Annotated in this window: 30 protein-coding genes; 9 read left to right on the top strand and 21 right to left on the bottom strand. The window is 65.3% G+C overall.

Features of this window, described 5'->3' with window-relative positions; all coding sequences use genetic code 11:
• Positions 1-141 precede the first annotated feature (141 nt).
• Positions 142-606, bottom strand: a complete 465-nt coding sequence (locus LU493_RS16990; RefSeq protein WP_275288994.1) for a cold-shock protein — start codon at positions 604-606, stop codon at positions 142-144.
• Positions 607-743: 137 nt separating this feature from the next.
• On the opposite strand from LU493_RS16990, the gene LU493_RS16985 reads away from it, so the two are divergent.
• Positions 744-989 carry a SlyX family protein gene (locus LU493_RS16985; RefSeq protein WP_275288993.1) on the top strand — a complete coding sequence of 82 codons (246 nt, stop codon included), beginning with the start codon at positions 744-746 and terminating at the stop codon, positions 987-989.
• Positions 990-1,092: 103 nt separating this feature from the next.
• Here LU493_RS16985 and trxB read toward each other — a convergent pair whose 3' ends face one another.
• The 3 genes from trxB to LU493_RS16970 form a co-directional block, all read right to left on the bottom strand.
• Positions 1,093-2,046 carry a thioredoxin-disulfide reductase gene (gene trxB, locus LU493_RS16980; RefSeq protein WP_275288992.1) on the bottom strand — a complete coding sequence of 318 codons (954 nt, stop codon included), beginning with the start codon at positions 2,044-2,046 and terminating at the stop codon, positions 1,093-1,095.
• A 139-nt stretch (positions 2,047-2,185) separates the two neighbouring features.
• Positions 2,186-2,788, bottom strand: coding sequence for a peroxiredoxin (locus tag LU493_RS16975; protein ID WP_275288991.1), 603 nt, complete (start codon positions 2,786-2,788; stop codon positions 2,186-2,188).
• Positions 2,789-2,945: 157 nt separating this feature from the next.
• Positions 2,946-3,155, bottom strand: coding sequence for a CPXCG motif-containing cysteine-rich protein (locus LU493_RS16970; protein WP_275288990.1), 210 nt, complete (start codon positions 3,153-3,155; stop codon positions 2,946-2,948).
• Positions 3,156-3,315: 160 nt separating this feature from the next.
• Between LU493_RS16970 and acnA the strand changes: the two genes are divergently transcribed.
• Positions 3,316-6,060 carry an aconitate hydratase AcnA gene (gene acnA, locus LU493_RS16965; RefSeq protein WP_275288989.1) on the top strand — a complete coding sequence of 915 codons (2,745 nt, stop codon included), beginning with the start codon at positions 3,316-3,318 and terminating at the stop codon, positions 6,058-6,060.
• Between the two features lie 156 nt (positions 6,061-6,216).
• On the opposite strand, the gene LU493_RS16960 is transcribed toward acnA, so the two are convergent.
• From LU493_RS16960 to radC, 10 genes are all read right to left on the bottom strand, one after another.
• Complete coding sequence (locus LU493_RS16960; protein ID WP_275288988.1) at positions 6,217-7,896, bottom strand: NAD-dependent malic enzyme; 1,680 nt, start codon at positions 7,894-7,896, stop codon at positions 6,217-6,219.
• A 125-nt stretch (positions 7,897-8,021) separates the two neighbouring features.
• Positions 8,022-9,047 (bottom strand): tryptophan--tRNA ligase, encoded by a 1,026-nt coding sequence (locus LU493_RS16955; RefSeq protein WP_275288987.1) that lies wholly within the window; start codon positions 9,045-9,047, stop codon positions 8,022-8,024.
• Between the two features lie 426 nt (positions 9,048-9,473).
• Positions 9,474-10,589, bottom strand: a complete 1,116-nt coding sequence (gene ald, locus LU493_RS16950; protein WP_275288986.1) for an alanine dehydrogenase — start codon at positions 10,587-10,589, stop codon at positions 9,474-9,476.
• 176 nt (positions 10,590-10,765) lie between these two features.
• Complete coding sequence (locus LU493_RS16945; RefSeq protein WP_275288985.1) at positions 10,766-11,200, bottom strand: acyl-CoA thioesterase; 435 nt, start codon at positions 11,198-11,200, stop codon at positions 10,766-10,768.
• A gap of 34 nt (positions 11,201-11,234) precedes the next feature.
• Entirely contained in the window at positions 11,235-11,552 is a 318-nt protein-coding gene (locus tag LU493_RS16940) for a DUF2007 domain-containing protein (RefSeq protein ID WP_275288984.1), read from the bottom strand.
• A gap of 82 nt (positions 11,553-11,634) precedes the next feature.
• Positions 11,635-12,831: a class I SAM-dependent rRNA methyltransferase gene (locus tag LU493_RS16935; RefSeq protein ID WP_275288983.1), complete on the bottom strand. Its 1,197-nt coding sequence runs from the start codon at positions 12,829-12,831 to the stop codon at positions 11,635-11,637.
• Between the two features lie 49 nt (positions 12,832-12,880).
• Positions 12,881-13,705: a bifunctional DNA-formamidopyrimidine glycosylase/DNA-(apurinic or apyrimidinic site) lyase gene (mutM, locus tag LU493_RS16930; RefSeq protein ID WP_275288982.1), complete on the bottom strand. Its 825-nt coding sequence runs from the start codon at positions 13,703-13,705 to the stop codon at positions 12,881-12,883.
• A gap of 169 nt (positions 13,706-13,874) precedes the next feature.
• On the bottom strand, positions 13,875-14,030 hold the full coding sequence (rpmG, locus tag LU493_RS16925; RefSeq protein WP_064699671.1) for a 50S ribosomal protein L33: 156 nt from the start codon (positions 14,028-14,030) through the stop codon (positions 13,875-13,877).
• A 36-nt stretch (positions 14,031-14,066) separates the two neighbouring features.
• Positions 14,067-14,303: a 50S ribosomal protein L28 gene (rpmB, locus tag LU493_RS16920; protein ID WP_275288981.1), complete on the bottom strand. Its 237-nt coding sequence runs from the start codon at positions 14,301-14,303 to the stop codon at positions 14,067-14,069.
• A 150-nt stretch (positions 14,304-14,453) separates the two neighbouring features.
• Positions 14,454-15,128: a RadC family protein gene (gene radC / locus LU493_RS16915; protein ID WP_275288980.1), complete on the bottom strand. Its 675-nt coding sequence runs from the start codon at positions 15,126-15,128 to the stop codon at positions 14,454-14,456.
• Between the two features lie 185 nt (positions 15,129-15,313).
• Between radC and coaBC the strand changes: the two genes are divergently transcribed.
• From coaBC to slmA, 5 genes are read left to right on the top strand one after another with little or no spacing between them, the layout of a single operon-like run.
• The gene (coaBC, locus tag LU493_RS16910; protein ID WP_275288979.1) at positions 15,314-16,537 is read left to right on the top strand and encodes a bifunctional phosphopantothenoylcysteine decarboxylase/phosphopantothenate--cysteine ligase CoaBC; all 1,224 of its coding nucleotides are present in this window, start codon (positions 15,314-15,316) and stop codon (positions 16,535-16,537) included.
• Between the two features lie 24 nt (positions 16,538-16,561).
• On the top strand, positions 16,562-17,029 hold the full coding sequence (gene dut, locus LU493_RS16905) for a dUTP diphosphatase (RefSeq protein WP_275288978.1): 468 nt from the start codon (positions 16,562-16,564) through the stop codon (positions 17,027-17,029).
• Positions 17,030-17,076: 47 nt separating this feature from the next.
• Positions 17,077-18,474, top strand: coding sequence for a phosphomannomutase/phosphoglucomutase (locus tag LU493_RS16900; RefSeq protein ID WP_275288977.1), 1,398 nt, complete (start codon positions 17,077-17,079; stop codon positions 18,472-18,474).
• 31 nt (positions 18,475-18,505) lie between these two features.
• A complete protein-coding gene (argB, locus tag LU493_RS16895; protein WP_275288976.1) occupies positions 18,506-19,423 on the top strand; it encodes an acetylglutamate kinase in 918 nt (305 codons plus the stop codon).
• Between the two features lie 33 nt (positions 19,424-19,456).
• Complete coding sequence (gene slmA, locus LU493_RS16890) at positions 19,457-20,068, top strand: nucleoid occlusion factor SlmA (protein ID WP_275288975.1); 612 nt, start codon at positions 19,457-19,459, stop codon at positions 20,066-20,068.
• A 120-nt stretch (positions 20,069-20,188) separates the two neighbouring features.
• On the opposite strand, the gene rpoH is transcribed toward slmA, so the two are convergent.
• From rpoH to ftsY, 4 genes are all read right to left on the bottom strand, one after another.
• Positions 20,189-21,055, bottom strand: coding sequence for an RNA polymerase sigma factor RpoH (gene rpoH / locus LU493_RS16885; protein ID WP_275288974.1), 867 nt, complete (start codon positions 21,053-21,055; stop codon positions 20,189-20,191).
• Positions 21,056-21,176: 121 nt separating this feature from the next.
• On the bottom strand, positions 21,177-22,154 hold the full coding sequence (gene ftsX, locus LU493_RS16880) for a permease-like cell division protein FtsX (protein ID WP_275288973.1): 978 nt from the start codon (positions 22,152-22,154) through the stop codon (positions 21,177-21,179).
• Positions 22,151-22,819, bottom strand: a complete 669-nt coding sequence (gene ftsE / locus LU493_RS16875; protein WP_275288972.1) for a cell division ATP-binding protein FtsE — start codon at positions 22,817-22,819, stop codon at positions 22,151-22,153. Before ftsE ends, ftsX begins: the two co-directional genes overlap by 4 nt.
• Positions 22,816-24,201: a signal recognition particle-docking protein FtsY gene (ftsY, locus tag LU493_RS16870; protein WP_275288971.1), complete on the bottom strand. Its 1,386-nt coding sequence runs from the start codon at positions 24,199-24,201 to the stop codon at positions 22,816-22,818. Before ftsY ends, ftsE begins: the two co-directional genes overlap by 4 nt.
• Before the next feature lie 91 nt (positions 24,202-24,292).
• Between ftsY and rsmD the strand changes: the two genes are divergently transcribed.
• Both rsmD and LU493_RS16860 read left to right on the top strand, forming a co-directional pair.
• Entirely contained in the window at positions 24,293-24,946 is a 654-nt protein-coding gene (rsmD, locus tag LU493_RS16865; protein WP_275288970.1) for a 16S rRNA (guanine(966)-N(2))-methyltransferase RsmD, read from the top strand.
• A gap of 86 nt (positions 24,947-25,032) precedes the next feature.
• Positions 25,033-25,263, top strand: coding sequence for a cell division protein ZapB (locus LU493_RS16860; RefSeq protein ID WP_275288969.1), 231 nt, complete (start codon positions 25,033-25,035; stop codon positions 25,261-25,263).
• An 8-nt stretch (positions 25,264-25,271) separates the two neighbouring features.
• Here LU493_RS16860 and rimI read toward each other — a convergent pair whose 3' ends face one another.
• From rimI to LU493_RS16845, 3 genes are read right to left on the bottom strand one after another with little or no spacing between them, the layout of a single operon-like run.
• Complete coding sequence (rimI, locus tag LU493_RS16855) at positions 25,272-25,736, bottom strand: ribosomal protein S18-alanine N-acetyltransferase (RefSeq protein ID WP_275288968.1); 465 nt, start codon at positions 25,734-25,736, stop codon at positions 25,272-25,274.
• Positions 25,729-26,562: a hypothetical protein gene (locus LU493_RS16850; protein ID WP_275288967.1), complete on the bottom strand. Its 834-nt coding sequence runs from the start codon at positions 26,560-26,562 to the stop codon at positions 25,729-25,731. The genes rimI and LU493_RS16850 overlap by 8 nt, the downstream gene beginning before the upstream one ends.
• Positions 26,559-26,870 (bottom strand): BolA family protein, encoded by a 312-nt coding sequence (locus tag LU493_RS16845; RefSeq protein ID WP_275288966.1) that lies wholly within the window; start codon positions 26,868-26,870, stop codon positions 26,559-26,561. The genes LU493_RS16850 and LU493_RS16845 overlap by 4 nt, the downstream gene beginning before the upstream one ends.
• Positions 26,871-26,875 lie beyond the last annotated feature (5 nt).

The following is a 26,875-nucleotide window of genomic DNA, read 5'->3' as shown; positions in this document are numbered from 1 at the left end:
GTTCGGGGTCAAGTTTTTTCTTCCAGCTTAAAGCTTACGGCTTATAGCTCCGGGCGAAGCCCGGGAGGGTTTTCTTCCAGCTTCAAGCTTATGACTTCAAGCTCCCGGCGCAGCCCGGCCGGGCGGCCGGGCGAGCCTTCTTCAGGTAATAACCGTCACGTCGTCGGCCTGCAACCCCCGCTCATTACGCGACACCTGATACTTCACCTTCTGGCCCTCGGCCAGGGTGCGATGTCCTCGGCCACGAATGGCCCGGAAATGCACGAACACATCCTCGCCACTGTCACGAGTGATGAAACCGTAGCCCTTGTTGACATTGAACCACTTGACCTCACCGATCTCGCGGTCATCATCCTCGACTTCGGCCAGATTGACCAGCTGAGGCGTCAAGGCGTTGACTGCCAGGGTGGCGATCAGCAACAGGACCAGAACCGCCAACGCCACAGCCAGATAGACGACACCCACGCCCCCTATCTCGAGGCTGGCGACTATCTCTCTGGACATGGCGCCCCCGGCAAGATGCACGAACAGGGCCACCAGCAGCGGTGACGGTGCGGCCAGCAACAGGCTGATGAGACTGCAACGTAACACGACCTTTCGATTCATAAACGTCGGATGCTCTCTTTGTCGTAATAGAAAGGAAGGAATAACGCGGTAACGAGGCACTTTACGGCGAGACACGCCGCCCCCGAACCGAGACTGATGCCACGATGAACGGTGGCATGCAGCACAAGGATTCTATCATGAACCAAGATGACACGCTTTCCGATCTCCAGGCACGGCTGACCGCCCTGGAAAGCCGCTACGCCTATCAGGAAGATTCGCTGGACACCCTGGACCGCGCCGTGGCGCAACAGGAGAAACGTCTCGCGCAGCTCGAAAGACTCAATGAGTTGATGCAGCGCAAGATACGCGACCAGCAACACGCCCTGCAGGAAAATGACGCGGCGACACCTCGCCCCGAAGACGAAATGCCGCCGCATTACTAGTCGCTTCGCGACAGCTGGAAGCTGGAAGCTGGAAGCTGGAAGCCACTACAGCTTCCCGGGATTACTTCCTACTTCCAGCCGCGAAGCGGCGCTCTTCCAGCTTCTAGCTCATTTCGTCGAGATACCGCTCGGCATCCAGGGCCGCCATGCAGCCGCTGCCGGCGGAGGTCACGGCCTGGCGGTAGACATGGTCCATGACGTCGCCGGCGGCGAAGACACCGGGTACGCTGGTGGCGGTGGCGTTGCCCTCGAGTCCGGACTTGACCTTGATGTAGCCCCCGGCCATGTCCAGCTGGCCCTCGAAGATGCCGGTGTTGGGACTGTGGCCGATGGCGATGAAGACGCCCGGCGCATCGAGTTCGCGATGGCTACCGTCCTCGGTGGACCTCAGGCGTGCCCCGGTCACGCCGGTGTTATCGCCGAGCACCTCATCGAGCGTATGATTCCAGATCACTTCGATATTGCCATTCTCGACCTTGTCGAACAGCTTGTCCTGAAGGATCTTCTCGGCACGCAGGCTGTCGCGGCGGTGCACCAGGGTCACCCTGGAGGCGATGTTGGACAGATACAGCGCCTCCTCGACAGCGGTGTTGCCACCGCCGACCACCACGACATCCTGCTTGCGATAGAAGAAACCATCGCAGGTGGCGCAGGCCGACACGCCCTGCCCCATGAAGCGGCTTTCGGACTCCAGGCCCAGGTAGCGAGCACTGGCCCCCGTGGCGATGATCAAGGCATCGCAGGTGTAGGTCCCGTTGTCGCCCTTGAGCGTGAAAGGACGCTCGCGCAGCTCGACTTCATGAACGTGATCGAACAGCACTTCGGTCTCGAAGCGTTCAGCGTGGCGCTTCATGCGCTCCATCAGTTCCGGGCCCTGGACCCCGACATCATCGCCGGGCCAGTTGTCCACATCGGTGGTCGTGGTCAACTGGCCGCCGGCCTGTATACCGGTGATCAACAACGGCTCGAGATTGGCCCGGGCCGCATAGACGGCGGCCGTGTAGCCGGCAGGCCCGGATCCGAGGATGATCAGGCGTTCGTGGCGCGCTTCGCTCATGGGATACCTCGCAACTCTGGCAATGGGTGACGCAACGGACTGGGCGATGCCGACGCCTCATCGGCATGACGCAGGCCACTGCGGTGCGAGCCGATACCGGGAACGACCACAGGCCGTCCCCGGACTCGCCCGGAAGCGCTCAGAGCGCTTCGGCGTGGGCCCCCAGGTACTTGGCGACACCCTCGGCGGTGTCCTTCATGCCTTCCTGGCCTTCTTCCCAGCCGGCCGGGCAGACTTCGCCATGCTGCTGGTGGAACTTGAGTGCCTTGACCATGCGCAGCATCTCGTCGACGTTGCGGCCCAGCGGCAGGTTATTGACCACCTGATGCTGGACGACGCCGTTCTCGTCGATCAGGAAGGAGGCACGCATCGCCACGCCGGCATCCGGATGCTCGATGCCGAAGGCGTTGGTGACCTCATGCTTGACGTCGGCCACGATCGGGAAGCCGACCTCACCGATGCCCCCCTTCTCGGGAGACGTATTGCGCCATGCATGGTGGGTGAACTGGGAGTCGATGGACACGCCGATCACCTCGACGCCGAGCTCCTTGAACTGCGCCAGACGGTTGTCGTGGGCGATGATCTCGGAGGGGCAGACGAAGGTGAAGTCCAGCGGCCAGAAGAACAGCACACGCAGCTTGCCGTTGCTGTCGGAGAGCTTGAAATTCTCGACGATCTCGCCATTGCCGAGGACGGCCGCGGATTCGAAATCGGGCGCTTGACGTCCAACCAGTACGCTCATTGAGTCTCCTTGAAGTCGTAGAAGTGTCATGGGTGATGAAAAAAGGGATACCACACTAGGGCAGTCGCGACCGACGAGCCATGCGTTCGACACTATGGCACGAATAGCCGCAGCCTATTGTGCCGTGCACAACAGCGTTTCACCAGATCGGTCCGCTTCACAGCACGTCATCGTCCCGTCCCAGCGTCACCGACTCGAGCTCGCCACTGATCGACGACACGTCGATACGCAACTGGATCGGAGCGCAGCAACGCGGGCAATCTTCCCAGGTCGCATGACTCCCCTGGGAGGCATCGATCTGCAGCGTGAAGGGGGTATCGCAGTAGGGGCAATGGACCGATCGACTCTCCAGCGCGTCCTCGTGCACGTCTCTCCTCCAGGCAATATTCACCCCATCAGAGATGGGGATGACAGGCGCCGTTTCAAGGCCGACACCCGGGGGCAGCGGTTGAAAACGCCTTCTATCATGACCATGTAAGACAACGAGCCCAGGATGGTTCGATACTCCCCGTGACAGGAGGATAGCAATGAGCACCGAGTCCACACCGGATACCTTGCAGACCTTCGAGGCCGCCGGCACCACCTACCATTATTACAGCCTGCCGAAAGCCGCCGAAGCCCTTGGCGACATCGACCGCCTGCCGATGACGCTCAAGATCCTGCTCGAGAACCAGTTACGCTTCGCCTCCGACCCCAGCGTCGCCCGCGACGACATGCAGGCACTGGTCGACTGGCAGCAGAACGCTTCATCCGATCGCGAAATCGGCTACCGCCCGGCCCGCGTACTGATGCAGGACTTTACCGGCGTGCCCGGCGTGGTCGACCTCGCCTCTATGCGCGCCGCCGTCGAGACCCTCGGCGAGGATCCCTCGCGCATCAACCCGCTGTCGCCCGTCGATCTGGTCATCGACCATTCGGTGATGGTCGACAAGTTCGGCAATCCCACAGCGTTCCGCGACAACGTGGCCATCGAGATGGAGCGCAACCGCGAGCGCTACGAATTCCTGCGCTGGGGCCAGCAGGCCTTCGACAACTTCCGCGTGGTACCGCCGGGCACCGGCATCTGTCACCAGGTCAACCTCGAGTACCTGGGCAAGACGGTGTGGGCCAAGGAGGAAGACGGCAAGACCTTCGCCTACCCCGACACTCTGGTGGGCACCGACTCCCACACCACCATGATCAATGGCCTGGGCGTGCTCGGCTGGGGCGTGGGCGGCATCGAGGCCGAAGCCGCGATGCTCGGCCAGCCGGTATCGATGCTGATCCCCGAGGTGGTCGGCTTCAAGCTCACCGGCAAGCTCCGCGAAGGCATCACCGCCACCGACCTGGTGCTGACGGTGACCCAGATGCTTCGCGAACGCGGCGTGGTGGGCAAGTTCGTCGAATTCTACGGCGACGGCCTCGCCGACCTGCCGCTGGCCGATCGCGCCACCATCGCCAACATGGCCCCCGAGTACGGCGCCACCTGCGGCTTCTTCCCGGTCGATGACGAAACCCTCAACTATCTCCGCCTGACGGGCCGCGACGAGACCCAGGTCGAGCTGGTCGAGACCTACTGCAAGGCCCAGGGGCTGTGGCGCGAACCCGGCCAGGAGCCGGTCTTCAGCGACGTCCTGCATCTCGACATGGACGAAGTGGAATCCAGCCTGGCCGGCCCCAAGCGCCCCCAGGACCGCGTCGCCCTGAGGGACATGCCGGCGGCCTTCGCCAAGGTGATGGAGGATGACGGCAAGTCGTTGTCGGCCACCGAGAAGGGACGCCTGTTCTCCGAAGGCGGCCAGACCGCCGTGGGCGTCGAGGAGAGCTACGAACATCACGACAGCCAGCACGTCGACATGGAAGGTGAAGCCTTCCGGCTCGACCCCGGTGCCGTGGTGATCGCCGCCATCACCTCCTGCACCAACACCTCCAATCCCAGCGTGATGATGGCCGCCGGCCTGCTGGCGCGCAACGCCCTGGCCCGCGGCCTCACGACCAAGCCCTGGGTCAAGACCTCGCTGGCCCCCGGCTCCAAGGTGGTGACCGACTACCTCGCCGCCGGCGGCGTTCAGGACGACCTGAACGAACTGGGCTTCAACCTGGTGGGCTACGGCTGCACCACCTGTATCGGCAACTCCGGGCCGCTGCCGGAGGCCATCGAGAAAGCCGTCGAGGCCGGAGACCTGACCGTGGCCTCGGTGCTGTCGGGCAACCGCAACTTCGAAGGCCGGGTGCATCCCCTGGTCAAGACCAACTGGCTGGCCTCGCCGCCTCTGGTCGTGGCCTACGCCCTGGCCGGCAATGTGCGCAAGGACATCGCCAGCGAACCCCTCGGCACCGGCGACGATGGCCAACCGGTGTATCTCAAGGACATCTGGCCCAGCCAGGCCGAGATCGCCGAGGCGGTGGAGAAGGTCAAGACCGAGATGTTCCGCAAGGAATACGCCGAGGTCTTCGACGGCGACGACGTCTGGAAGGCCATCGACGTGCCCGAGAGCCAGGTGTACCAGTGGTCCGATGACTCGACCTACATCCAGCATCCTCCCTTCTTCGAGGGCATGGGACGCGAGCCCGCCGCCACCGAAGATGTCGAGGGCGCCCACATCCTGGCCCTGCTCGGCGACTCGGTGACCACCGACCACATCTCGCCGGCCGGCGCCATCAAGCCCGACAGCCCCGCCGGCCGCTACCTCCAGGAGCGTGGCGTCAAACCGGTGGACTTCAACTCCTACGGCTCACGCCGCGGCAACCACGAGATCATGATGCGCGGCACCTTCGCCAATGTGCGCATCAGAAACGAGATGCTCGACGGCGTGGTCGGCGGCGAGACCCGCCACGTGCCCTCCGGTGAACAGATGGCCATCTACGACGCGGCCATGCAGTACCAGCAGGAAGGCTCCCCGCTGGTGGTGATCGCCGGCAAGGAATACGGCACCGGTTCCTCGCGCGACTGGGCCGCCAAGGGCACCCGGCTGCTCGGTGTGCGCGCCGTGCTGGCCGAATCCTTCGAGCGCATTCACCGCTCCAACCTGATCGGCATGGGCGTGGTACCGCTGCAGTTCACCGAGGGCGACACCCGCGAGACCCTGGGCCTGACCGGCGACGAGCGCATTTCCATCTCCGGGCTATCGGACCTGACCCCGGGCGGCAAGGTCGAGGTGACCATCGCCAGCCCCAAGGGCGAGAAACGCATCGAAGCCCTGTGCCGCATCGACACCGCCAACGAGCTGGAGTACTACCTCCACGGCGGTATCCTGCACTATGTGCTGCGCAAGATGATCGGCGCGGCCTGATCGCCGTCATCCTGCCCGCATGACGCAAGAAGCCCCCGCCGGTGCTCCGACGGGGGCTCTTGTCGGCGGGCTACGAGCTACGAGCAAAAGCCGATTCCCGGCCCTGGCACTGTCAAGCTCGCGGCTCACCGCTCGCGTCTCGAAACTCGTGGCTCGTCAGAACGAGCGGCGTCGATACCCCCGATACTCGGGATACCAGAAGTGACGCTCGATGGCGGCACGAATCGCCTGATCGTCGCTCTTCAGGGCCACCTCCTCTTTCTGCGCCTGAGCGGCTACCTCGAAGGCGATCGCCTTGGACAGCTCCCGAATCTTCGACAGAGCCGGCAATACCGCCCCTTCGCCGGTCCTGGCCACCGGCGCTTCGGCTGCCAGGGCCCGGGAGGCCGCCATCAGCATGCCATCGGTGACCCGCCGCGCTCCCGCGGCCACCACACCGAGGCCGATGCCCGGGAAGATGTAGGCGTTGTTGCACTGGGCAATGGGATACTGTCGCCCTTGATATTCCACTGGCGCAAAGGGACTTCCGGTCGCCACCATGGCATGGCCGTCGGTCCAGCGGATCACGTCCTCCGGCAGTGCTTCGGCACGGGACGTCGGGTTGGAGAGCGGCATCACCAGCGGCGAGGCGCAGCCCGCGTGCATGGTGCGGATCACCTCTTCGGTGAACAGGCCCTGCTGACCGCACACGCCGAGCAGCACCGTCGGGCGTACCTGCTTGACCACCTCGAGCAGCGACTGCCCGTCCCAATCCTCGACCCGCGATGGTTCCTGGGCCAGTCGACGCTGGAAGTCGCGCAGCCAGTCCTGATCGGTCGTGACGAGCCCATCGCGATCGACCATGAAGACTCGCGCCCGGGCCTCTTCTTCGGACAGGCCCTCAGCCTGCATGGCCACCACCACCTGCTCGGCGATGCCGCAGCCGGCAGAGCCCGCGCCGACGAAGACCACGCGTTGATCGGCCACGCCCTCGCCGCGAGCCTTGCACGCCGCCATCAGGGTCCCCACACAGACCGAGGCAGTGCCCTGGATATCGTCGTTGAAGCAACACAGCTCGTCGCGATAACGCTCGAGCAGCGGCATGGCGTTGGCCTGGGCGAAATCTTCGAACTGCAGCAGTACCTGAGGCCAGCGACGCTTCACCGCTGCGATGAAGTCCGCCATGAAGGCATCATATTCTTCCTGGGAAACCCGCGGGTGCCGCCAGCCCATGTACATCGGATCATCGAGCAGGGCCTGGTTGTTGGTACCTACATCGAGCGTGATCGGCAGCGTGTGGGCCGGGCTGATGCCGCCACAGGCGGTGTACAGGGAGAGCTTGCCGATGGGGATCCCCATGCCGCCGATGCCCTGGTCGCCGAGCCCCAGGATGCGCTCGCCATCGGTGACCACGATCACCTTGACCTTGTCCTTGGTGGCACTGCGCAGGATGTCATCCATGCGGTCCCGGTCAGGATAGGAAATGAACAGGCCTCGGTGGTTGCGATAGATATTGGAGAATTCTTCGCAGGCCTGCCCCACCGTGGGGGTGTAGATGATCGGCAGCATCTCCTCGAGATGCTCGGAAACCAGGCGAAAGTAGAGCGTCTCGTTGTCGTCCTGAATGGCACGCAGATAGATGTGCCGATCCAGATCGTTCTGACACTGGCGATACTGACGATAGGCCCGCTCCACCTGCTCTTCGATGGTCTCGACGTTCTGCGGCAACAGGCCGATCAGGTTGAACTCGAGGCGTTCCTCGCGGGTGAAGGCACTCCCCTTGTTGAGCAGCGGCATCTCGAGCAAGGGGGGCCCGGCGTAGGGGATATAGAGGGGGCGCTTGGCTTCTCTGGTCATCGGTTCGTCTCTGCTGTCTCTGGAATCCGGGCCGTGACGCTCTACGGCGACTTGGGCGCTACTCTACCACGTCGACGCGACGACCATGGAGCCCGAAGCGTCGTGCGGAACTCACCCATGGCGAGTCAGATGAAGCGCCCCAGCCCCACCGCCTGGCGCAGTTGATCCATGAAGGGGGCGGCCTCGGCACGCGCCCGGTCGGCCCCCTGGCGCAGCACCTGCTCGATGTGCGCGGGATCCTCCAGCAGCGCCTGATAGCGCTCTCTCGGCTCTCGCAGCTGCGCATTGAGGTACTCGAAGACCCGATTCTTGGCGTCGCCCCAGCCGATCCCATTCTCGTACTCGGTGCGCATCTCGGCCGCCTCTTCCTGACTGGCGAAGGCCGAGTAGATCTGAAACAGCGTGCAGCTGTCCGGATCCTTGGGTTCGCCGGGTTCCAGCGAATTGGTCTTGATCTTGCGCACCAGCTTGAGCAGCTTCTTCTCGGAGACGAACAGCGGAATCGTGTTGTCGTAGCTCTTGGACATCTTGCGTCCATCGAGCCCGCCCAGGACCTCGACCCGCTCATCGACCACCGCATCGGGCAAGGTGAAGTACTGGCCCTTGAAGAGATGGTTGAAACGACCGGCCATGTCACGCGCCATCTCGATGTGCTGTATCTGGTCGCGGCCCACCGGCACGCGCTGGGCGTTGAACATCAGGATGTCGGCGGCCATCAGCACCGGATAGCCGAACAAGCCCATGGTCACGCCCTTGTCGGGATCCGGGTGACCGGCCTCCTCGTTGTCGGCCACGGCCGCCTTGTAGGCATGGGCGCGATTCATCAGGCCCTTGGCGCAGACACAGGAGAGCATCCAGGTCAGCTCGGGGATCTCCGGAATGTCCGACTGCCGATAGAAGATGGCGTTATCGGTATCCAGCCCCAGGGCCAGCCAGGTGGCGGCGATCTCCAGGCGCGACTGCTGGACACGCTTGGGATCCTGGCTCTTGATCAGGGCATGCAGGTCGGCGAGGAAGTAGTAGGACTGGACGTTCGGGTCCTGGCTCGCCGCGATGGCGGGCTTGATGGCGCCGACATAGTTGCCCAGGTGGGGAGTTCCGGTGGTAGTGATGCCCGTGAGCACACGGGTCTTGTCGGATGCTGCGGTCATGAAAGCGGGACTCTGCTGACTCTGGAATGCCCGCCATGGTAACGCGAGGCCCCGATCAAGGCGACCTGCCGGGAACAAGTCGCAGGGCTAGTGCACATAGCAGTATCTGCCTGGGGCTGATCCGTCGACAAGCCTACGAGGAGGCGCTGTGAATACCTCCCTGTACGCTACCGACGCCCAGCGGCGCTCTCGCATCCTGCTCCGCTTGCAGGACCGGTGCAGGCCATCCATGGCCAGCCCGTTCGGAGCAGTGCTCCTCACCCATGGCGTCGGACCTCCTCTTCGGCTTGTCCCCGGCGCCCCTCGTCAGGACCACCCTGGCGAGGCATCGCAGTCGTCGCCAGGGAGAGAGGCCAACCTCAGATCGAGAAAAGACCAGAACTCCACACGGTAGCCCTGGCCTTTCGTCGACGAGTCGGCCCCGCCTCAGCCGATCAAGGTGGCGGCTTCCACATGCTCCAGGCCGAAGGCTTCGGCCACGGCACGATAGGTCAGCTTGCCGTCGTGGACATTGAGGCCCGCGGCGAAATGGTCGTCGTCGGCCAGCGCCTTCTGCCAGCCCTTGTCCGCCAGCGACAGCACGAACGGCAGAGTCGCGTTGGTCAGTGCCTGGGTGGAGGTCCGCGCCACCGCGCCGGGCATGTTGGCCACGCAGTAGTGCACCACGCCATCCACCACATAGGTCGGCTCGGCATGCGTTGTCGGCTTGCTGGTCTCGAAGCAACCGCCCTGGTCGATGGCCACATCCACCAGCACGCTGCCCGGCTTCATGTCGGACAGCATGTCACGCGTGATCAGTTTGGGCGCGGCGGCCCCGGGCACCAGCACGGCACCGATGATCAGGTCCGACTCGCGTACCGCCTCTTCGAGCGCGTCGGCGGTGGAAAACACCGTCTTCATGCGGCCCTGATAGCGATCATCCAGGGTCTCGAGGCGCGGAATGGACTTGTCCAGCACCGTCACCTCGGCGCCCAGCCCCAGCGCCATGCGCGCGGCGTTCTCGCCGACCACGCCACCGCCGATGACCGTGACCTTGGCCGGTGCCACACCCGGCACTCCCGGCAGCAGGACACCGGCACCACCCTGGGCCTTCTCGAGGCTGTGCGCGCCGGCCTGGACGGCCATGCGTCCGGCCACGGTGCTCATCGGCGCCAGCAGCGGCAGTCCACCTTCGGCCGCGGTAATGGTCTCGTAGGCGATGCAGGTCGCGCCGCTGTCGAGCAGTCCCTTGGTCAGGGCTTCCTCGGCCGCCAGGTGCAGGTAGGTGAACAGGGTCTGCCCGCGGGTCAGCCTGGCGACTTCCTCGGCCTGCGGCTCCTTGACCTTGAGGATCAGTTCGGCGTCACCCCACAGCCTGGCCACATCGGCTTCCAGTCGAGCACCGGCCGCCTCGAAGTCGGCGTCGCTGAAGCCCGCTCCCTCACCGGCGGCGGTCTGGACAACGACGTCATGACCACGACCGACCAGCTCACGAGCACCGCTGGGTGTCAGGGCAACGCGATATTCATGGTTCTTGATTTCCTTCGGCACGGCGATCTTCATGGAATTCCTCCGATGCGTGAACAATGGATGACTGCGCGTTCGATTCCATTACAGCACAACAGTCCATACACGCAGAGATCACGGGAGAAAAACAAAAAAAACTCGGAAAAGACCGTTTTTACATCGAAGATACGACTACCACAGAAACACGAAACAGAAAGTCTTCCGCCTGCCGATCACTCGCTGACCAGGGCCATCCCGTAGCAACGCCGGAATTCGGCCGGCAAGCGCCGAGGACGGCCACTGGAAAGCTCGATACAGGCGAAGCGCGTACGTGCCCGCAACAGGGTCTGCCCCGTTGCATGGTGCCTGAGCTGGAAGCGGCGCGTGAGAGTCAGGCGGCCGTCGCAATCGACGATCCAGGTGGCCAGTTGCAGCCGGTCGCTTTCGAAGGACGGCGCCAGGTAATCGAGCTCGTGACGATGTACGACCATGGCGCGATCCAGCTCGCGATAGCGCGCCAGGCTGAGCCCCAGATGCTCGGAGTGGCGCCAGCTGATACGCTCGACCCAGCGCAGATACTCGGCGTTGTTGGCATGGCCATAATCGTCGATGCTCGACGGCGCGACCTCGAGGTCGATGATGAAAGGATCCGGCAGGTCCCAGGACATGGCAGCATCTTCCCTGTGGTGTAATGAAGCGGTATCAGGGCCGGTCGCGACCGCAGTTCCAGCAACGGTCGAAGACGCCTGCGAGCGTTTCACCACAGCCGGAACAGGTCCAGTCGGGGCGCATCGCCTCCTCATGGGTCTCGCGGATCAGTGCCTCGGCCCGGGCACGATTATGCGGCGCCACCCATACCTCGGGCTCGCACTCGACAGGCGGCAATTCTCCCGACGCACCGCCCAACGTCATGTTGCGCCGTTCCACCGGGATGCCGGCCGACTCGAGCAGGTTGGCCACATGGCTGACCAGCAGTGGATTCGTATGCGCAAAGACGCGAACGAAGTCGACATCCCTCACGACGCAACCCTCACGACACAACATTCCTCATGATGACCGCTCCTCGCCACCGTCGACGGGTGCAGGCACTTTTCACAGGAGGCTAGTCGCGGAAGACCCGCACCCCCAGAGCCTTCAGATAGGACGTCTCGGGAATCGCGGGATGCACCGGATGATCCGGCCCCTGATGCCCCTGGAAGATCACCTGACCATGGCGGTCCTGGTGGCGGGCGGCACCACGCACCACGTCCGTGAGCCGGTCCATCCCCAGGTGCATGGAGCAGGAGGCCGAGACCAGCAGGCCATCGCGCCCCAGCAGACGCATCGCCTCCCGATTCAGCCGCCCATAGGCACGCTCCCCGGCGGCCGTGTCCTTGCGCTTCTTGATGAAGGCCGGTGGGTCGAGGATCACCACGTCGAATCGCTCATCATCGGCCTTGAGGGCGGCCAGTGCCTCGAAGGCATCCCCCTCGCCCACCGCGACGCGCTCCTGGAGACCGTTCAACTCGGCGTTCTCGGCCACCCCCTGGAGTGCACGTTCGCTGGCATCGACACACAGGACCTCGCTGGCACCATGCGCGGCTGCCTGGACGCCCCAGCCACCGACATAGCTGAACACGTCCAGCACCCGCTTGCCGGCCACCAGTCCGTTGAGCCAGGCCCGGTTGGCACGATGATCGAAGAACCAGCCGGTCTTCTGACCATCCATCACCGGCGCGACGAAGCGCACGCCGTTCTCTTCCAGCTCGACGCTCTCGGGCGGTTCATCGCCGAGCACCTCGACGCCTCCCTCGAGCCCCTCCATCCGGCGCCCGCTGGTGTCATGACGCAACACCACCGCCCGCGGCGACAACACCTTGTCCAGGGCATCGAGCAGCGGCTCGCGTACCGCTTCCATGCCGGCGGTATTGAGCTGCACCACCAGGACGTCGTCGAAGCGGTCGATCACCAGTCCCGGCAGCAGGTCGCCCTCGCCATGCACCAGGCGATAGAACGGCTTGGCGAACAGGCGCTGGCGCAGGGACAGGGCCTGGTTGAGACGGTGCACCAGCAGCGAACGGTCGAGGGTGGTGCCGGCATCGCGGGACACCAGGCGTGCGCAGATCAGTGAGTGGGCATTGACATAGGCCACGCCCATGGCCTTGCCGTTCGCGGCTTCCACCACCGCCTGCTCGCCCGGCGCGAAGTCCTTGAGGGGCGTGGTACCGGTATCGATCTCGTTGGAATACAGCCATAGATGGCCTGACTTCAGTCGCCGATCGGCGTTCTTCTTGAGGCGCAGTGAGCGTAGAGCGGTCATCGGGAATCTCATGATTAAGGTAGAAATGGGCGGGTGCGGGGCCTGCGGGTCAGCGCTGGCATCCAGCACAGAAGACGCTGGCACGCTGCCCCAGGGTCACCAGGCGCAACTCGGCGCCGCACCGTCGGCAGGGCTCGCCGTCACGGCCATAGACATTGAGCCGCTGAGCGAAATACCCCGGCTCCCCGGTGCCACCGACGAAGTCGCGCAGCGTCGTGCCTCCCTGGGTGATGGCGGCGGCCAGCACCTCGCGGATGGCGCTCGCCAGGCGTGTATACCGCTGACGCGAGATGCGCCCTGCCTCGCGGCGTGGATCGATACCGGCCAGGAACAGAGCCTCGGCGGCGTAGATGTTGCCGACGCCGACCACCACGGCGTTGTCCATCAGGAAGGGCTTGACCGCCAGCCGTCGCCTGCGGGACATCGCATAAAGCCGCTCGCCATCGAAGGCCTCCGAGAGCGGTTCCGGCCCCAGCTTCGACAGCCGTCGATCCTTTTCGATATCCCCGTCCAGCCAATCGATGAAACCGAAGCGGCGCGGATCGTGATAACGCAGGATGCCCCCATCGTCGAACACCAGGTCGACGTGATCATGTTTCCTGGGCAGCTCGCCCAGCCGCGCGATGCGCAGGCTGCCGGACATGCCCAGGTGGCACAGCAGGGTCCCGCCCGACTCGCCGACCACCGGCACCAACAGATACTTAGCGCGTCGGTCCAGCCGCCCCAGACGCGCCCCCACCAGGCGATCGACGAGATCTTCCGGCACCGGGTGACGCAGGCGCGGCTGTCGCACGATCACCTCGCGGATCTCGCGCGCCTCGACATGAGGGGCGATGCCTCGTCGGGTGGTTTCGACCTCGGGGAGCTCGGGCATGGCGGGGATATCCGGTAGCGGGGCGATATACGCAAGAACCCGACCATCGGGCCGGGTTCGGGCGGACAGGCTCTTACCTGCGGAAGGAAGCCATCAAACGACCCGGTGCGCTTGCGCGAGCGGGACCGACGGCCAGGATGCCGAGCGCGTCAGCGCATCGGCATCGCGATCACTTGATCTTGGCTTCCTTGTAGATGACACGCTTGCGGACCACCGGGTCGAACTTCTTCATTTCGAGCTTGTCCGGAGTGTTCCGCTTGTTCTTGTCGGTGGTGTAGAAATGGCCGGTACCGGCGCTGGACACCATTCTGATCTTGTCACGCATGACTCTTCTCCCTCATGGATCGGGCGCTGGGGCGTCTTAAACGGTCTCGCCGCGCTTACGGATATCGCTGAGCACCGCCTCGATACCCTTCTTGTCGATGATACGCATACCCTTGGTAGAGACGCGCAGCTTGACGAAGCGCTTCTCGGCTTCCACCCAGAAGCGATGGGTGTGCAGGTTCGGCACAAAACGACGTGTGGTCTTGCGCTGAGAGTGGGATACGTTGTGACCAGTCACCGGGCGCTTGCCGGTAACCTGACATACTTTGGACATGAGAGCCTCCAACCGCTTGGCCAGGGTATTAACCTGAGTGTTCAAAACCTGTCGGGCAAACCGGGACGACCCCGTGTCATTTGACCCAAGGGAATTCAAAGGCTGCACTTTATACCAGAGTTGGCCGGGCCAGACAAGCGAGATGCGGGATTATAGCAGGCCACGCTCGGCAAATGACACCACTTCGCCATCCCCCACCACGAAATGATCCAGCACCCGGATCTCGAACAGTTCCAGCGCCTGGCGGAGCCGCTCGGTGATGCGCCGGTCGGCGTCGCTCGGCTCGGCCACACCGGAGGGGTGGTTGTGCGCGAAGATCAGCGCCCCCGCCCCCAGTTCCAGAGCACGTCGCGCCACTTCGCGGGGATAGACCGAGGCACTGTCCAGGGTGCCCCGGAACAACGACTCGTAGCGGATCACTCGGTGCTGACTGTCGAGAAACAGGGCGGCGAACTCTTCATGTCCGAGGTGGCGCAGTCGCGAGGTCAGGTAGTCGCGGACCAGCCCCGGCGAGGTCAACGCCGCCTCGCGATCCAGCCGACAGGCCAGATGACGTCTCGCCAGTTCCAGCACCGCCTGCAACTGCACATACTTGGCCTGCCCCAGCCCGCGCTCCGCACAAAAGGCGCGTTCATCGGCCTCGAGCAAGGGACGCAGACCACCGAAGGCCGACAACGTATCCCGCGCCAGGTCCACGGCGGAGCGCCCCGATACCCCGACGCGCAGAAAGATCGCCAACAGCTCGGCATCGGAGAGCGCCTCCGTGCCCAGCGCCAAGAGTTTCTCCCGGGGGCGTTCGCCCTCCGGCCAGTCGCGAATCGACATCCTTGCCTCCCGTGCAGGCCCATCGTCCTTGTCTTGGCCATGCACGCCACCCCTGCCCCTTCTCGGCACGCCTTCAACGCACAGTGTAGTCGCCATGTCGGCAGGGCACCGACATGCGGGGCCGGCTACGCAAGCCACCCCGCGAGTGGTAAGGTAGACGACCGGATTCCCGCTTGGACACTGCCATGTCAGCATTGCCCGGAAAACGCATCCTGCTCGGGATCGGCGCCGGTATCGCCGCCTACAAGAGCGCGCACCTGGCCCGTCTGCTCAAGCAGGCAGGCTTCGAGGTCCGCGTGGTCATGACCGAAGGCGCCCAGGCCTTCATCGCTCCCTTGACGCTCCAGGCCCTTACCGGCGAGGCGGTGCGCACCTCCTTGCTCGACCCCGAGGCCGAGGCCGGCATGGGCCATATCGAGCTGGCTCGCTGGGCCGATCGCATCCTGATCGCCCCAGCGACCGCCGACTTGATGGCGCGCCTGGCACAGGGTCACGCGGACGATCTGCTCACCACCCTGTGCCTGGCCAGTCATGCCGAAAAGTTCATGGCGCCGGCCATGAACCAGGCCATGTGGGGACATCCCGCCACCGCGCGCAATGCCCGCCGGCTCACCGAGGATGGCTGGCAACTGCTCGGCCCCGGCAGCGGCGACCAGGCCTGCGGCGATGTGGGGCCGGGGCGCATGCTCGAGCCGGAAGACATCATGACAGGCATCGCCGGGACGGCGGATCGGCCCGCCGAGGGGCTGACGGTGGTGATCACCGCCGGCCCGACCCGCGAGGCCCTCGACCCGGTGCGCTACCTCTCCAACCACAGCTCCGGCAAGATGGGCTACGCCCTGGCCGACGCCGCCGTGGCCCTGGGCGCCGACGTGCACCTGATCAGCGGCCCGGTGGCCCTGGCCACGCCGCCCGGCGTGACCCGGCACGACGTGGAAAGCGCCGATGACATGCTGGCCGCCGCCGAGCGCCTCGCCGACGCCTGCGACCTCTTCATCGGCTGCGCCGCGGTGGCCGACTATCGCGCCGAGACCCCGGCCGCGCACAAGCTCAAGAAGCGGGACGATGACGACACCATGACCCTGCGTCTGGTGAAGAATCCCGATATCATCGCCCGCATCGCCGCCCGGGACGAGCGCCCCTATGTCATCGGCTTCGCCGCCGAGACGCGCGACCTCGAGCGCTACGCCCGGGACAAGCTGACACGCAAGCACCTCGACATGGTGGTGGCCAACGATGTTTCCCGGGCCGGACTCGGCTTCGGGGCCGACGACAACGCCGCCGTGCTGCTCTGGCGCGACGCTGACGCCATCGACCGCGACGCCCAGCCTCCACAGCCCAAGTCCCGACTGGCCGACGCTGTCCTGAGGCGGGCCCTGACCCGCCTGGCCATCACTCACCACGCCTGACACCTCGATTCCGGAAGACATTCGATGCCGACCTTTCCCGACCGCCCCCGCCTCGCCGTCAAGCTGCTCGACGAGCGCATGCGCGACCACATGCCCCATTACGCCACCACCGGTTCCGCCGGCATGGACCTGCGGGCCCTGCTCGACGCGCCCCTGACACTCGAGCCCGGCGACTGCGAACTGGTGCGTACCGGACTCGCCATCCACATCGCCGACCCGGGGCTGGCCGGTATGGTCCTGCCCCGCTCGGGACTGGGCCACAAGCACGGCATCGTGCTCGGCAACCTGGTAGGACTGATCGACTCCGATTACCAGGGGGAGTTGATGATCTCGGTCTGGAACCGGGGCGACACCTCGTTCACCCTGTCGCCCTTCGAGCGCCTGGCCCAGTATGTCCTGGTGCCGGTCGTGCAGGCCGACCTGGAGGTCGTCGACGACTTCGACGCCAGTGCACGAGGCATGGGCGGCTTCGGCAGCTCCGGTCGTCTCTGAGACCCCGACAACGCCATTGACCTCTTCCCCGATCAAGGACCGATGACATGACGACAGACAAGACCGGCCCCGCGCCCGCCTCCATCTTCCGCGCCTACGACATTCGCGGCGTGGTCGACGACACCCTCACCGAGCCCGGCGTCGAGGGTATCGGCCGGGCCATCGGCAGCGCCGCCAGAGCAAAAGGCGAGACGCGGGTCATCGTCGCGCGCGACGGCCGCCTTTCCGGCCCCCGCATGCTCGCGGCCCTGACGCGCGGCCTGACCGCCTCGGGCTGTGACGTGATCGACATCGGCATGGTGCCCACGCCGGTACTCTACTTCGCCACTCATGTGATGACGGACACTTCCTCCGGCGTGATGGTCACCGGCAGCCACAATCCGCCCGACTACAACGGTTTCAAGATCGTCCTCGGCGGCGAGACCCTCTCCGGCGACACCATCACCGATCTGCACCGCCGCCTGGAGGAAGGCGACCTGACCGAGGGCCAGGGCCAGGTGAGCCAGCAGGACCTGCGTGACGCCTACCTGGAACGCATCCTCGGCGATGTCGTCCTGACACGGCCGATCAAGGCCGTGGTGGACTGCGGCAACGGCGTGGCCGGCGAACTCGGCCCGAAGCTCGTGGAACGCCTCGGCGCCGAGACCCTCCCGCTCTACGCCGAGATCGACGGCACCTTCCCCAACCATCACCCGGATCCCGGCAAGCCGGAGAACCTCAAGGACCTGATCGCCGAGGTCCAGGCCAGCGGCGCCGACATCGGCCTGGCCTTCGACGGCGACGGTGACCGCCTGGGGGTGATCACCCCTTCGGGCAAATTGATCTACCCCGACCACCTGATGATGGCCTTCGCCGAGGACATGCTGGAACGCAACCCCGGCGCCCGGGTGATCTTCGACGTCAAATGCACCGGCAACCTGGCCGGGGTGATCGAGCAGGCCGGCGGCACGCCGGAGATGTGGCGCACCGGCCATTCGCTGATCAAGGCACGCATGAAGGAAACCGGCGCCCTGCTCGCCGGCGAGATGAGTGGCCACATCTTCTTCAAGGAGCGCTGGTTCGGCTTCGACGACGGTCTGTACGGTGCAGCCCGACTGCTGGAAGTCCTGTCGCGCCAGTCCCTCGACGCCGATGCCTTCTTCGCACGCTATCCTCAGGATATCGGCACGCCCGAGATCAACATCACGGTGACCGACGAGACCAAGTTCGACCTGGTCGAGCGCCTGGCCCGGGAAGGCGACTTCGGCGACGACGGCGTGAAAACCACGCTGGATGGCATCCGCGTCGATTACCCCGACGGCTGGGGACTGTGCCGCGCCTCCAACACCACCCCGGTGCTGGTGCTGCGCTTCGAAGGCAAGAGCGAGGCGGCGCTGACGCGCATCCGTGCCCGTTTCGCCGATGCCCTCAAGCAGGTGGCCCCGGCTCTCGAGATCACGCTTTGACGCTTCCCCGATTCGATACGGAACCCCAGACATGACCGAACAGACCCGTGACCCGCGCCAGGTGGTGGAAGTGCTCTCCGAGGCACTTCCCTACATCCAGCGCTTCTCCGGCAAGACCGTCGTGGTCAAGTATGGCGGCAATGCCATGACCGAGGACCCGTTGATCGACTCCTTCGCGCGCGACATGGTCCTGATGAAGGAAGTCGGCATCAATCCGGTCGTCGTTCACGGCGGCGGCCCCCAGATCGGCGAGCTGCTCGAGAAACTCAACATCGAGTCGCGCTTCGTCAATGGCATGCGGGTCACCGACGCCGAAACCATGGACGTCGTCGAAATGGTGCTCGGCGGCCTGGTCAACAAGGGCATCGTCAACCTGATCAACCAGTGCGGCGGCAAGGCCATCGGCCTGACCGGCAAGGATGGCGCCCAGATTCGTGCTCGCCAGTTGAGGGTCGAGCACCAGAGCCCGGAAATGACGGCCCCGGAGATCATCGACATCGGTCACGTGGGCGAGGTGGAGCATATCTCCACCGACCTCATCGAGATGCTCGCCGCCCGGGACTTCATCCCGGTGATCGCCCCGATCGGCGTCGACGCCTCGGGCCGCAGCTTCAACATCAACGCCGACCTGGTGGCCGGCAAGGTCGCCGAGGCGCTGGACGCCGAAAAGTTGATGCTGCTGACCAACGTGGCCGGACTGATGAATGCCGACGGCGAGGTCCTGACCGGCCTCAGCACCGCTCAGGTCGACGCCATGATCGCCGACGGCACGATTCACGGCGGCATGCTGCCGAAGATCCGCTGCGCCCTGGAGTCCGTGAAAGGCGGCGTGGCCAGCGCGCACATCATCGATGGCCGGGTGCCTCACGCCACCCTGCTCGAGATCTTCACCAACGCCGGTGTCGGCACATTGATCACCAACGCCGGAGACGAAACACACGACGATTGATCCTTTCCCACCGACCGACAAGAAAAGAACACCATGACGCAGGAATCCCCCATCTCCAGTCGGCGCGACCAGATTCTGCAGGGGCTGGCCCTGATGCTGGAGGAAGACAGCGGAAAGCGCATCACCATCGCCGCCCTGGCACGCCAGGTCGGCGTCTCGGAAGCGGCGCTCTATCGCCACTTCCCCAGCAAGGCACGCATGTTCGAGGGGCTCATCGAGTTCATCGAACAGACGTTGTTCGAACGCATCGGACGCATTCTCGAGGACGTGCCCGATGCCGTGCCGCGCTGCGGCCAGATCCTCACCCTGCTGCTGGCCTTCGCCGAGAAGAACCCCGGCCTGTCGCGCCTGCTTGGCGGCGATGCCCTGACCGGCGAGACCGCGCGATTGCGACAGCGCATCCACCAGCTGTTCGAGCGCCTGGAAACCCAGCTCAAGCAGGTACTGCGCGAGGCCGAACTGCGCGAGGGACGGCGTCCCGCGCTACCGATTCCGGCCGCCGCCAACATGCTGCTGGCTCACGTCGAGGGACGTATCTCCCAGTATGTGCGCAGCGATTTCAAGCGCCTCCCCACCGAGCACTGGGACGACCAGTGGCAATCGCTCTCCGCCCGTCTGCTTCGCGAGGCACCCCAGACGGTCTGACGACGCACCCTCGAGACTAACCGGCGGGAACGAAAACGCCCCGGCCACTTGAACTGGCCGGGGCGTTTGTCTGTGCCGCCGATGACAACTGAAGCGTCGGGCGAGAAAGTCAGCGGCGGCTCATGCCGCCAGCGTATCGCCGATATGCTGTCGAATCTTCTTCATGGCGTTCTTCTCGAGCTGGCGGATACGCTCGGCGGACACGCCGTAGACATCGGCCAGATCATGGAGCGTCGACTTGTCGTCGCTCAACCAGCGGCGCTGGAGGATATCGCGGGACCGTTCATCGAGTTCGGACAGGGCCAACTGCAGGCGCTGGGTGGAATCTTCCTCCCAGTCGCTATCCTCGAGCTGCGCGGCCGGGTCCTGGGAGGCATCATCCAGGTAATGGACCGGCGCCTGATAGGCGGACTCCTCGTCCTCGCCGGGTGCGGCATCGAAGCCGGCATCGTGGGCCGACAGGCGCCCCTCCATCTCGCGGACCACCTCGGGCTTGACGTCGAGGTCCTTGGCGATGGCCTCGACCTCGTTGCTGTTCAACCAGGCCAGACGCTTCTTGGCACCGCGCAGATTGAAGAACAGCTTGCGCTGGGCCTTGGTGGTGGCAACCTTGACGATCCGCCAGTTGCGCAGCACGAATTCGTGAATCTCGGCCTTGATCCAGTGTACGGCGAAGGACACCAGGCGCACGCCCTGATTGGGGTCGAAGCGCTTGACCGCCTTCATCAGGCCGACGTTACCTTCCTGGATCAGGTCCGCCTGAGCCAGGCCGTAGCCGGAATAGCTTCGCGCGATATGCACGACGAAACGCAGGTGAGACATCACCAGACGGCGTGCCGCCTCGAGGTCGCCCTCGTCGTGCAGGCGGAAGGCCAGCTCACGCTCCTCATCCACGGTGAGCATGGGAATCCCGTTCACCGCTTGAATGTAACCGTTGAGGTCGTGACCCGGTGACAGGTGGCCCACCGGCAGAAGACTGGTGCTCATTTGCAGGTTGTCTCCCTCGAAACCCATGTGTGGAATCGGTAATCGCTGCCTTTGACGACAAGGGACCGATTTGGTTCCGGCTCGCGATGAATTCGCCATGAAGCTTTCGTGACCCATGGCATCAGCGGGGGCGGATCTGCGCCAGATGACGACTGACCGCGATCCAGGCACCCAGCCAGCCAAGTAGTGTACTACATGCCAGAAGGGTTGCCGACCCCCCGACCCCCAGGGCCGGCAGTGCGAAACTGGCACCGTAACTGGCCGCCAGCGCCGAGACCGGCCCTCCCAACCAATTTCCGCCGAGCGTCAGCAGTCCCCAGGCCAGGATACCGCCCCCCAGGCCGTACCAGGCTCCACTGTAGAGGAAGGGGCGCCGCACGAACGGATGAGTGGCACCGATCAGCGTCACCACTTCGATCTCCTGGCGGCGGTTCTCCACGGCCAGGCGAATGGTGTTGCCCACCACCAGCAGCACGCCCATGCCGAACAGCACGGCCAGCGCCAGGGTGACCCTTTGACCGAGTTCCGCCAGATGACGCAGGCGTTCCAGCCAGGCGAGATCGAGCCGCACCTCTTCGACACCGCTCAACTCCCCGAGCTCATCGGCCAGTCGGCGCACGGCCTCCGGCGAAGGATCGAGAGGCGATACCACCACGCTTGCCGGCAGCGGGTTACCGGGCAGACGCGCCAGGGCATCCTCGAGCCCCAGTGACTGCTGGAACTCGGCCATGCCTTCTGCAGCGGTGATCAAGCGGGTTTCCGCCACGCCTTCTTGGGCCCCAAGGGCCTCCTCGATGCGTCCGGCTTCACCACTATCGACCCGGTCGGCGAGGTAGACCGTCAGCGTGGCGCTCTCATCGAGTTCGGCGTCGAGCAGCCGGGCACCATCCAGGGCCAGCCATAGCCCGGCCGGCAACACCAGAGCGATCGCGATGGCCAGCATGGTCAGGAGGCTGCTCAACGGATGACGCAGCAGGCGGCGTGCACTATCCAGGCTCATGGCCCGATGATGGCGCCCCCAACTGCGCCAGCGCCCGCCGGCACCGGCGCGATACGCACGGGCCCCACGTCGGGAGTTCTCCTGCCCTTGACGGCTCATACGGCCTCCTCGTCGGCCACCAGGCGACCTTCGTGCAGACGCAGGGTACGATGCCGCAGCCGGGCTATCAGTGCCAGGTCGTGGCTGGCCACCATCACCGTGGTGCCGATCCGGTTGAAGTCCTCGAACAGCGACATGATGTCGGCCGACAGCTGGGGATCGAGGTTCCCCGTCGGCTCGTCGGCCAGCAACAGGGCCGGCTTGTTGACCACCGCCCGGGCAATGCCCACCCGCTGCTGTTCCCCACCCGACAGCTCGATGGGCAGGGCCCGTTCGCGATGCAGCAGACCGACCTTGTCGAGCGCCGCCCGCACTCGGCGCGAGGCTTCCCGAGGCTCCATGCCCTGAATCTCCAGCGGCAGGGCCACGTTATGGTAGATCGAACGATCGAACAGCAGTTGGTGATCCTGAAAGACCACGCCGATCTGACGCCGGTAGAAGGGCACCTGGGTATGATGCAGGCGATCGATGTCATGGCCGGCCACCAGGATACGCCCCCGGCTGGGACGCTCGAGGCGTATGATCAGGCGCAACAGCGAACTCTTGCCGGCCCCGGAGTGGCCAGTGAGAAAGACCATCTCGCCGCGCCCGACCCGGAAGTCGAGGTGGGCCAGCGCCTCGAAACGCCCCCCATAGCGCTTGCCGACGTGCTCGAAGGCGATCATGCCGCGGCATCGTCCCTGTCGAAGAGCGCATCGACGAATTCACGGGCCGCGAACGGGCGCAGATCATCCAGCGTTTCTCCCACGCCGATGAAGCGAATCGGCGTGCCGAGCTGCTGCGCCAGGGCGAAGATGATGCCGCCCTTGGCGGTACCGTCAAGCTTGGTCAGGGTGATGCCGGTGACCGGCACCGCCTCGTTGAAGGTCGACGCCTGGGACAGGGCATTCTGGCCGGTGCCGGCATCGAGCACCAGCATCACCTCGTGAGGCGCATCGGCATCGAGCTTGCCCATCACCCGCCGCACCTTCTTCAACTCCTCCATCAGGTGCGACTTGTTGTGCAGGCGCCCGGCGGTATCGGCGATCAGCACGTCGACACCACGCGCCCGGGCCGCCGCCAGGGCGTCGTAGACCACGGAAGCACTGTCGGCACCGGTATGCTGGGCCACCACCGGCACGTCGTTGCGCTCCCCCCAGACCTTGAGCTGCTCCACGGCGGCGGCGCGGAAGGTATCGCCGGCGGCCAGCATCACGCTGCGGCCCTCGCGCTGGAAGCGTTGGGTCAGCTTGCCGATGGTCGTGGTCTTGCCCACGCCGTTGACGCCGACTACCAGGATGACGAAGGGGCCCTCACCCTTGGGCGGCAGTTCCAGGGGCTGGGTGACGCCCTCGAGCAGGCCCGAGAGTTCCTCCTGCAACGCCTTGAACAGCGCCTCCGGATCCTTGAGCTCCTTGCGCGAAACCCGTTCGGTGAGTCGGTCGATGATCTCGGTAGTCGCCTCGATTCCCACATCGGCCATCAGCAGCTGGGTCTCGAGTTCTTCCATCAGGTCGTCATCGATCTGCTTGCGACCGAGGAACAGGCCGGACAGACCGTCAGCCAGGTTGGCCCGCGTCTTGCCAAGCCCATCCTTGATGCGCGCGAACCACCCCTTCTTCTCGCCACGGGGCTTTTCCCGAGGCGCCACGGCGGCAGGCTCCGGCTCGGGTTCCGGCGCCGGTTCGGGCTCGACCTCGGGAGCCGGCTCTGGCTCCACTTCCGGCGCCGGTTCGGGCTCGACCTCGGGAACCGGCTCGGGCTCCACTTCCGGCGTCGGTTCGGGCTCGACCTCGGGAACCGGCTCGGGCTCCACTTCCGGCGCCGGTTCGGGTTCGATCTCGGGAACCGGCTCGGGCTCCACCTCAGGCGTCGGTTCGGGTTCGATCTCGGGAACCGGCTCGGGCTCCACCTCCGGCGTCGACTCGGGGTCGATCTCGGGGGCAGACTCGGCCTCGGATGGCGCCGATTCCTCGTCGGCGAGCGCTGCGTCGTCGCGCTCGACCTCCTGCTCAGGCGTCGCCTGTTCTTCCTGCTGCTTCTTCTTGCGCTTGAAAAAACCGAACATGGGGGGATTCAGCCTCGCGGGTGAACGAATCGCCACATCCTACCATCGCGCACCATGACTGTGGACAAGACGCCCGCTACAATCGTCGCCCATGACTCGACGCCGTTCATCTTCCCGCTCATCACGCCACTCCCGTGCCCCCCGTCGCCAGGACGGAGGTCGCGGCAAGGGCCAGTTGCGCATCATCGGCGGCGAGTATCGTCGCCGCCTGCTCCCCGTGGTCGACCTGCCAGGGCTGCGCCCGACGCCGGACCGGGTCCGGGAGACACTCTTCAACTGGCTGGGCCCCGCTCTCTCCGGCGCTCGAGTACTGGATCTCTTCGCCGGCACCGGCGCCCTCGGCCTTGAAGCCCTGTCGCGTGGCGCTCATGAGGCTACCCTGGTCGAACTCGACGGCCGGGCGAGCCGCGCCCTGGAAGGCAACCTGGATACGCTCGGCGTCACCCGAGCTCGGGTGATCAACGCCGACGCCATGGGCTTCCTCGAAGGCGAACCGACGCCGCACTCGCTCGTCTTCCTCGATCCTCCCTTTCGCAAGGACCTGGCGGCCGCCTGCTGCGCGGCACTGGAGCGCGGCTGGCTGACCGACGACGCCAGCATCTACCTGGAGACCGAGTCGACCCTCGACCCGGCGGTACCGGCCGGCTGGCTCCTGCATCGAGAGGTTCGCGCAGGAGACAGCACCGGACGACTGTATCGACGCCTGCCCACGGGTAAGGAAGCACCCACCGAAGACGCTTGCTGAGCCCCGTCGGTGGCGTTACGCTGCCGATGGCAGGACGCTTTCGGCGGGCCGGGCCCGACTCAGCAGGACATCATCAGGAGAAACGGATGAGCATCGAACTCTTCAACCAGCTCGAACAGAAAGTCTCCAGCGCCGTCGAGGCCCTGGAGTTGATGAAGATGGAAGCCGAGGAGCTGCGCGAGGAAAACGCCCGCCTCAAGCAGGAACGCGAGGAATGGGAACGTCGCTTGTCCTCGCTGCTGGGCAAGTTCGACGATATCGAGACCGAGTCGTCATCGCAGCAGGAACAGCCGACGCCTCAGCAGCAGCCCGGTTGACTCCCGTATCACGCCCCACTCAAGCGGCATGACATCAGCAAGGCGTCCTCCCGCCCGGCGCCGTCCAGTGACGGATAGTAGTCACGACGGCGCCCATCCTCGGCAAACCCCATGCGTCGGTAGAGCGTGATCGCCGGCGCATTGGCCGCCCTGACTTCCAGCAGCAGCCGCTCGCTCTTCCAGACTCGCGCCTGGGCGATCACCGCCTCCATCAACGCCACCCCCAGGCCGCGTCGACGCTGATGAGGCGCCACCAGAATGGCCTGGAGCTCGGCATCGAAGGGCTGACGCGAGAGGATGGCATGGCCGATCAGCCCGCCCTCTTCCTCGAGCCCCAACACCACATCGGCATCATCCGTCAGTGCCGCCTTCAACTGAGCCGCCGACAAGGGATAGGGCTGGGACACACGCTCCAGCTCGACCAGCGCCGCCAGGGACGAGCGCCCCAGGGGTACCGGAGAAGGATCAGACATCGCTTCGCGTCTCTTCGTCGCCGACACGCCAGTCACGCTCCCAGTCCTGCATGCGGGGCCATAGCGCCCGCTTGGCCTCGGCGCCATCCGCAAGATCCTTCGGATCGGGCCCCTGCCACACGGGCATCGACAGCAGGCCACTGTGCCCCTCGTCGAGCTCCAGCAAGTCATTCAGAACTGCGTCATCGCCGAACACCAGCAGTCGTTCCGGTACCCAGCCACGCTGCCGTCGACCGCTCAGGAAGGCCCGCAGCCCCTCCCGAGCTTCTTCCAGCGGTGACTCGACCGCGACTCCCTCGAGCTGTGGCCAACGGAAGGTCTCGAAGCTCGGCGGCCGAGCGGGAACCACGCCGGCTGCCCGCAACAGGTTGCCGAGCAGGCGGTATTCCATGTCACTGGGTCCGGTATCGCGGGGCAGCACCAGCAGCCAGCGCCCATCCAGGCAGGTCACCTGCCAGGTGAAACACAACGCCTCGGCGGCCGGCTCGGCTTCCGTGCCAACCGATGGAGCAGGAGGCGGTGTCTCGGGAGAAACAGTCGTTTCCGCCGGCACCAGCCCTCCCAACAGGGCACGAGCCTTGCCTGGCCCTGATGGCGGCCGGGCCGTCGACTCCTGCGCCGAGGGCTCGGCCGACGGTGCCTCGGCGGCATCCTCCAGCAGGGCATGCAGACGCTCGCCAGGGGCGCGGGAACGCGCATCGGCCTCCGACGGCAGGTCCCACTCACAGGCCTCGCTCGGTCGGGCATTGGGCAGGCGATAGCGCGCCACCCAGGCCGTCAGCCCCATGGCCTCCAGGTATTGCAGCCGATGCGGCTCTGTGGTCACGAGGCGCCGCCGCCCCGGCAGTTCGGCGAATCCGGACGCCCCTCGCCCCGCGACTGCCATTCTTTCGGGGTATAGGGGTGCAGCGCCAGGGCATGCACGGGGCCGGCCAGTTCATCGGCCAGCAGCGCATAGATCTGCTGGTGTCGTTTCACCGGCATCATGCCCTCGAAACGCGACGAGACCAGGGTCACCTTGAAGTGGGTCTCGGCATTCGGCGGCACATTGTGCATATGGCTCTCGTTCTCCACCGTCAGGAAGGTGGGCTCGAGGGCCTGGAGCTTTTTCTCGATGGTCGACTGGGTGCTCATGTCGG

This window comes from Halomonas elongata (assembly GCF_029081005.1).
GTDB classification, from domain to species: Bacteria; Pseudomonadota; Gammaproteobacteria; order Pseudomonadales; family Halomonadaceae; genus Halomonas; species Halomonas elongata_B.
Note: the sequence above shows the minus strand (reverse complement) of the source record. Positions and strands in the feature narration are given on the sequence as shown.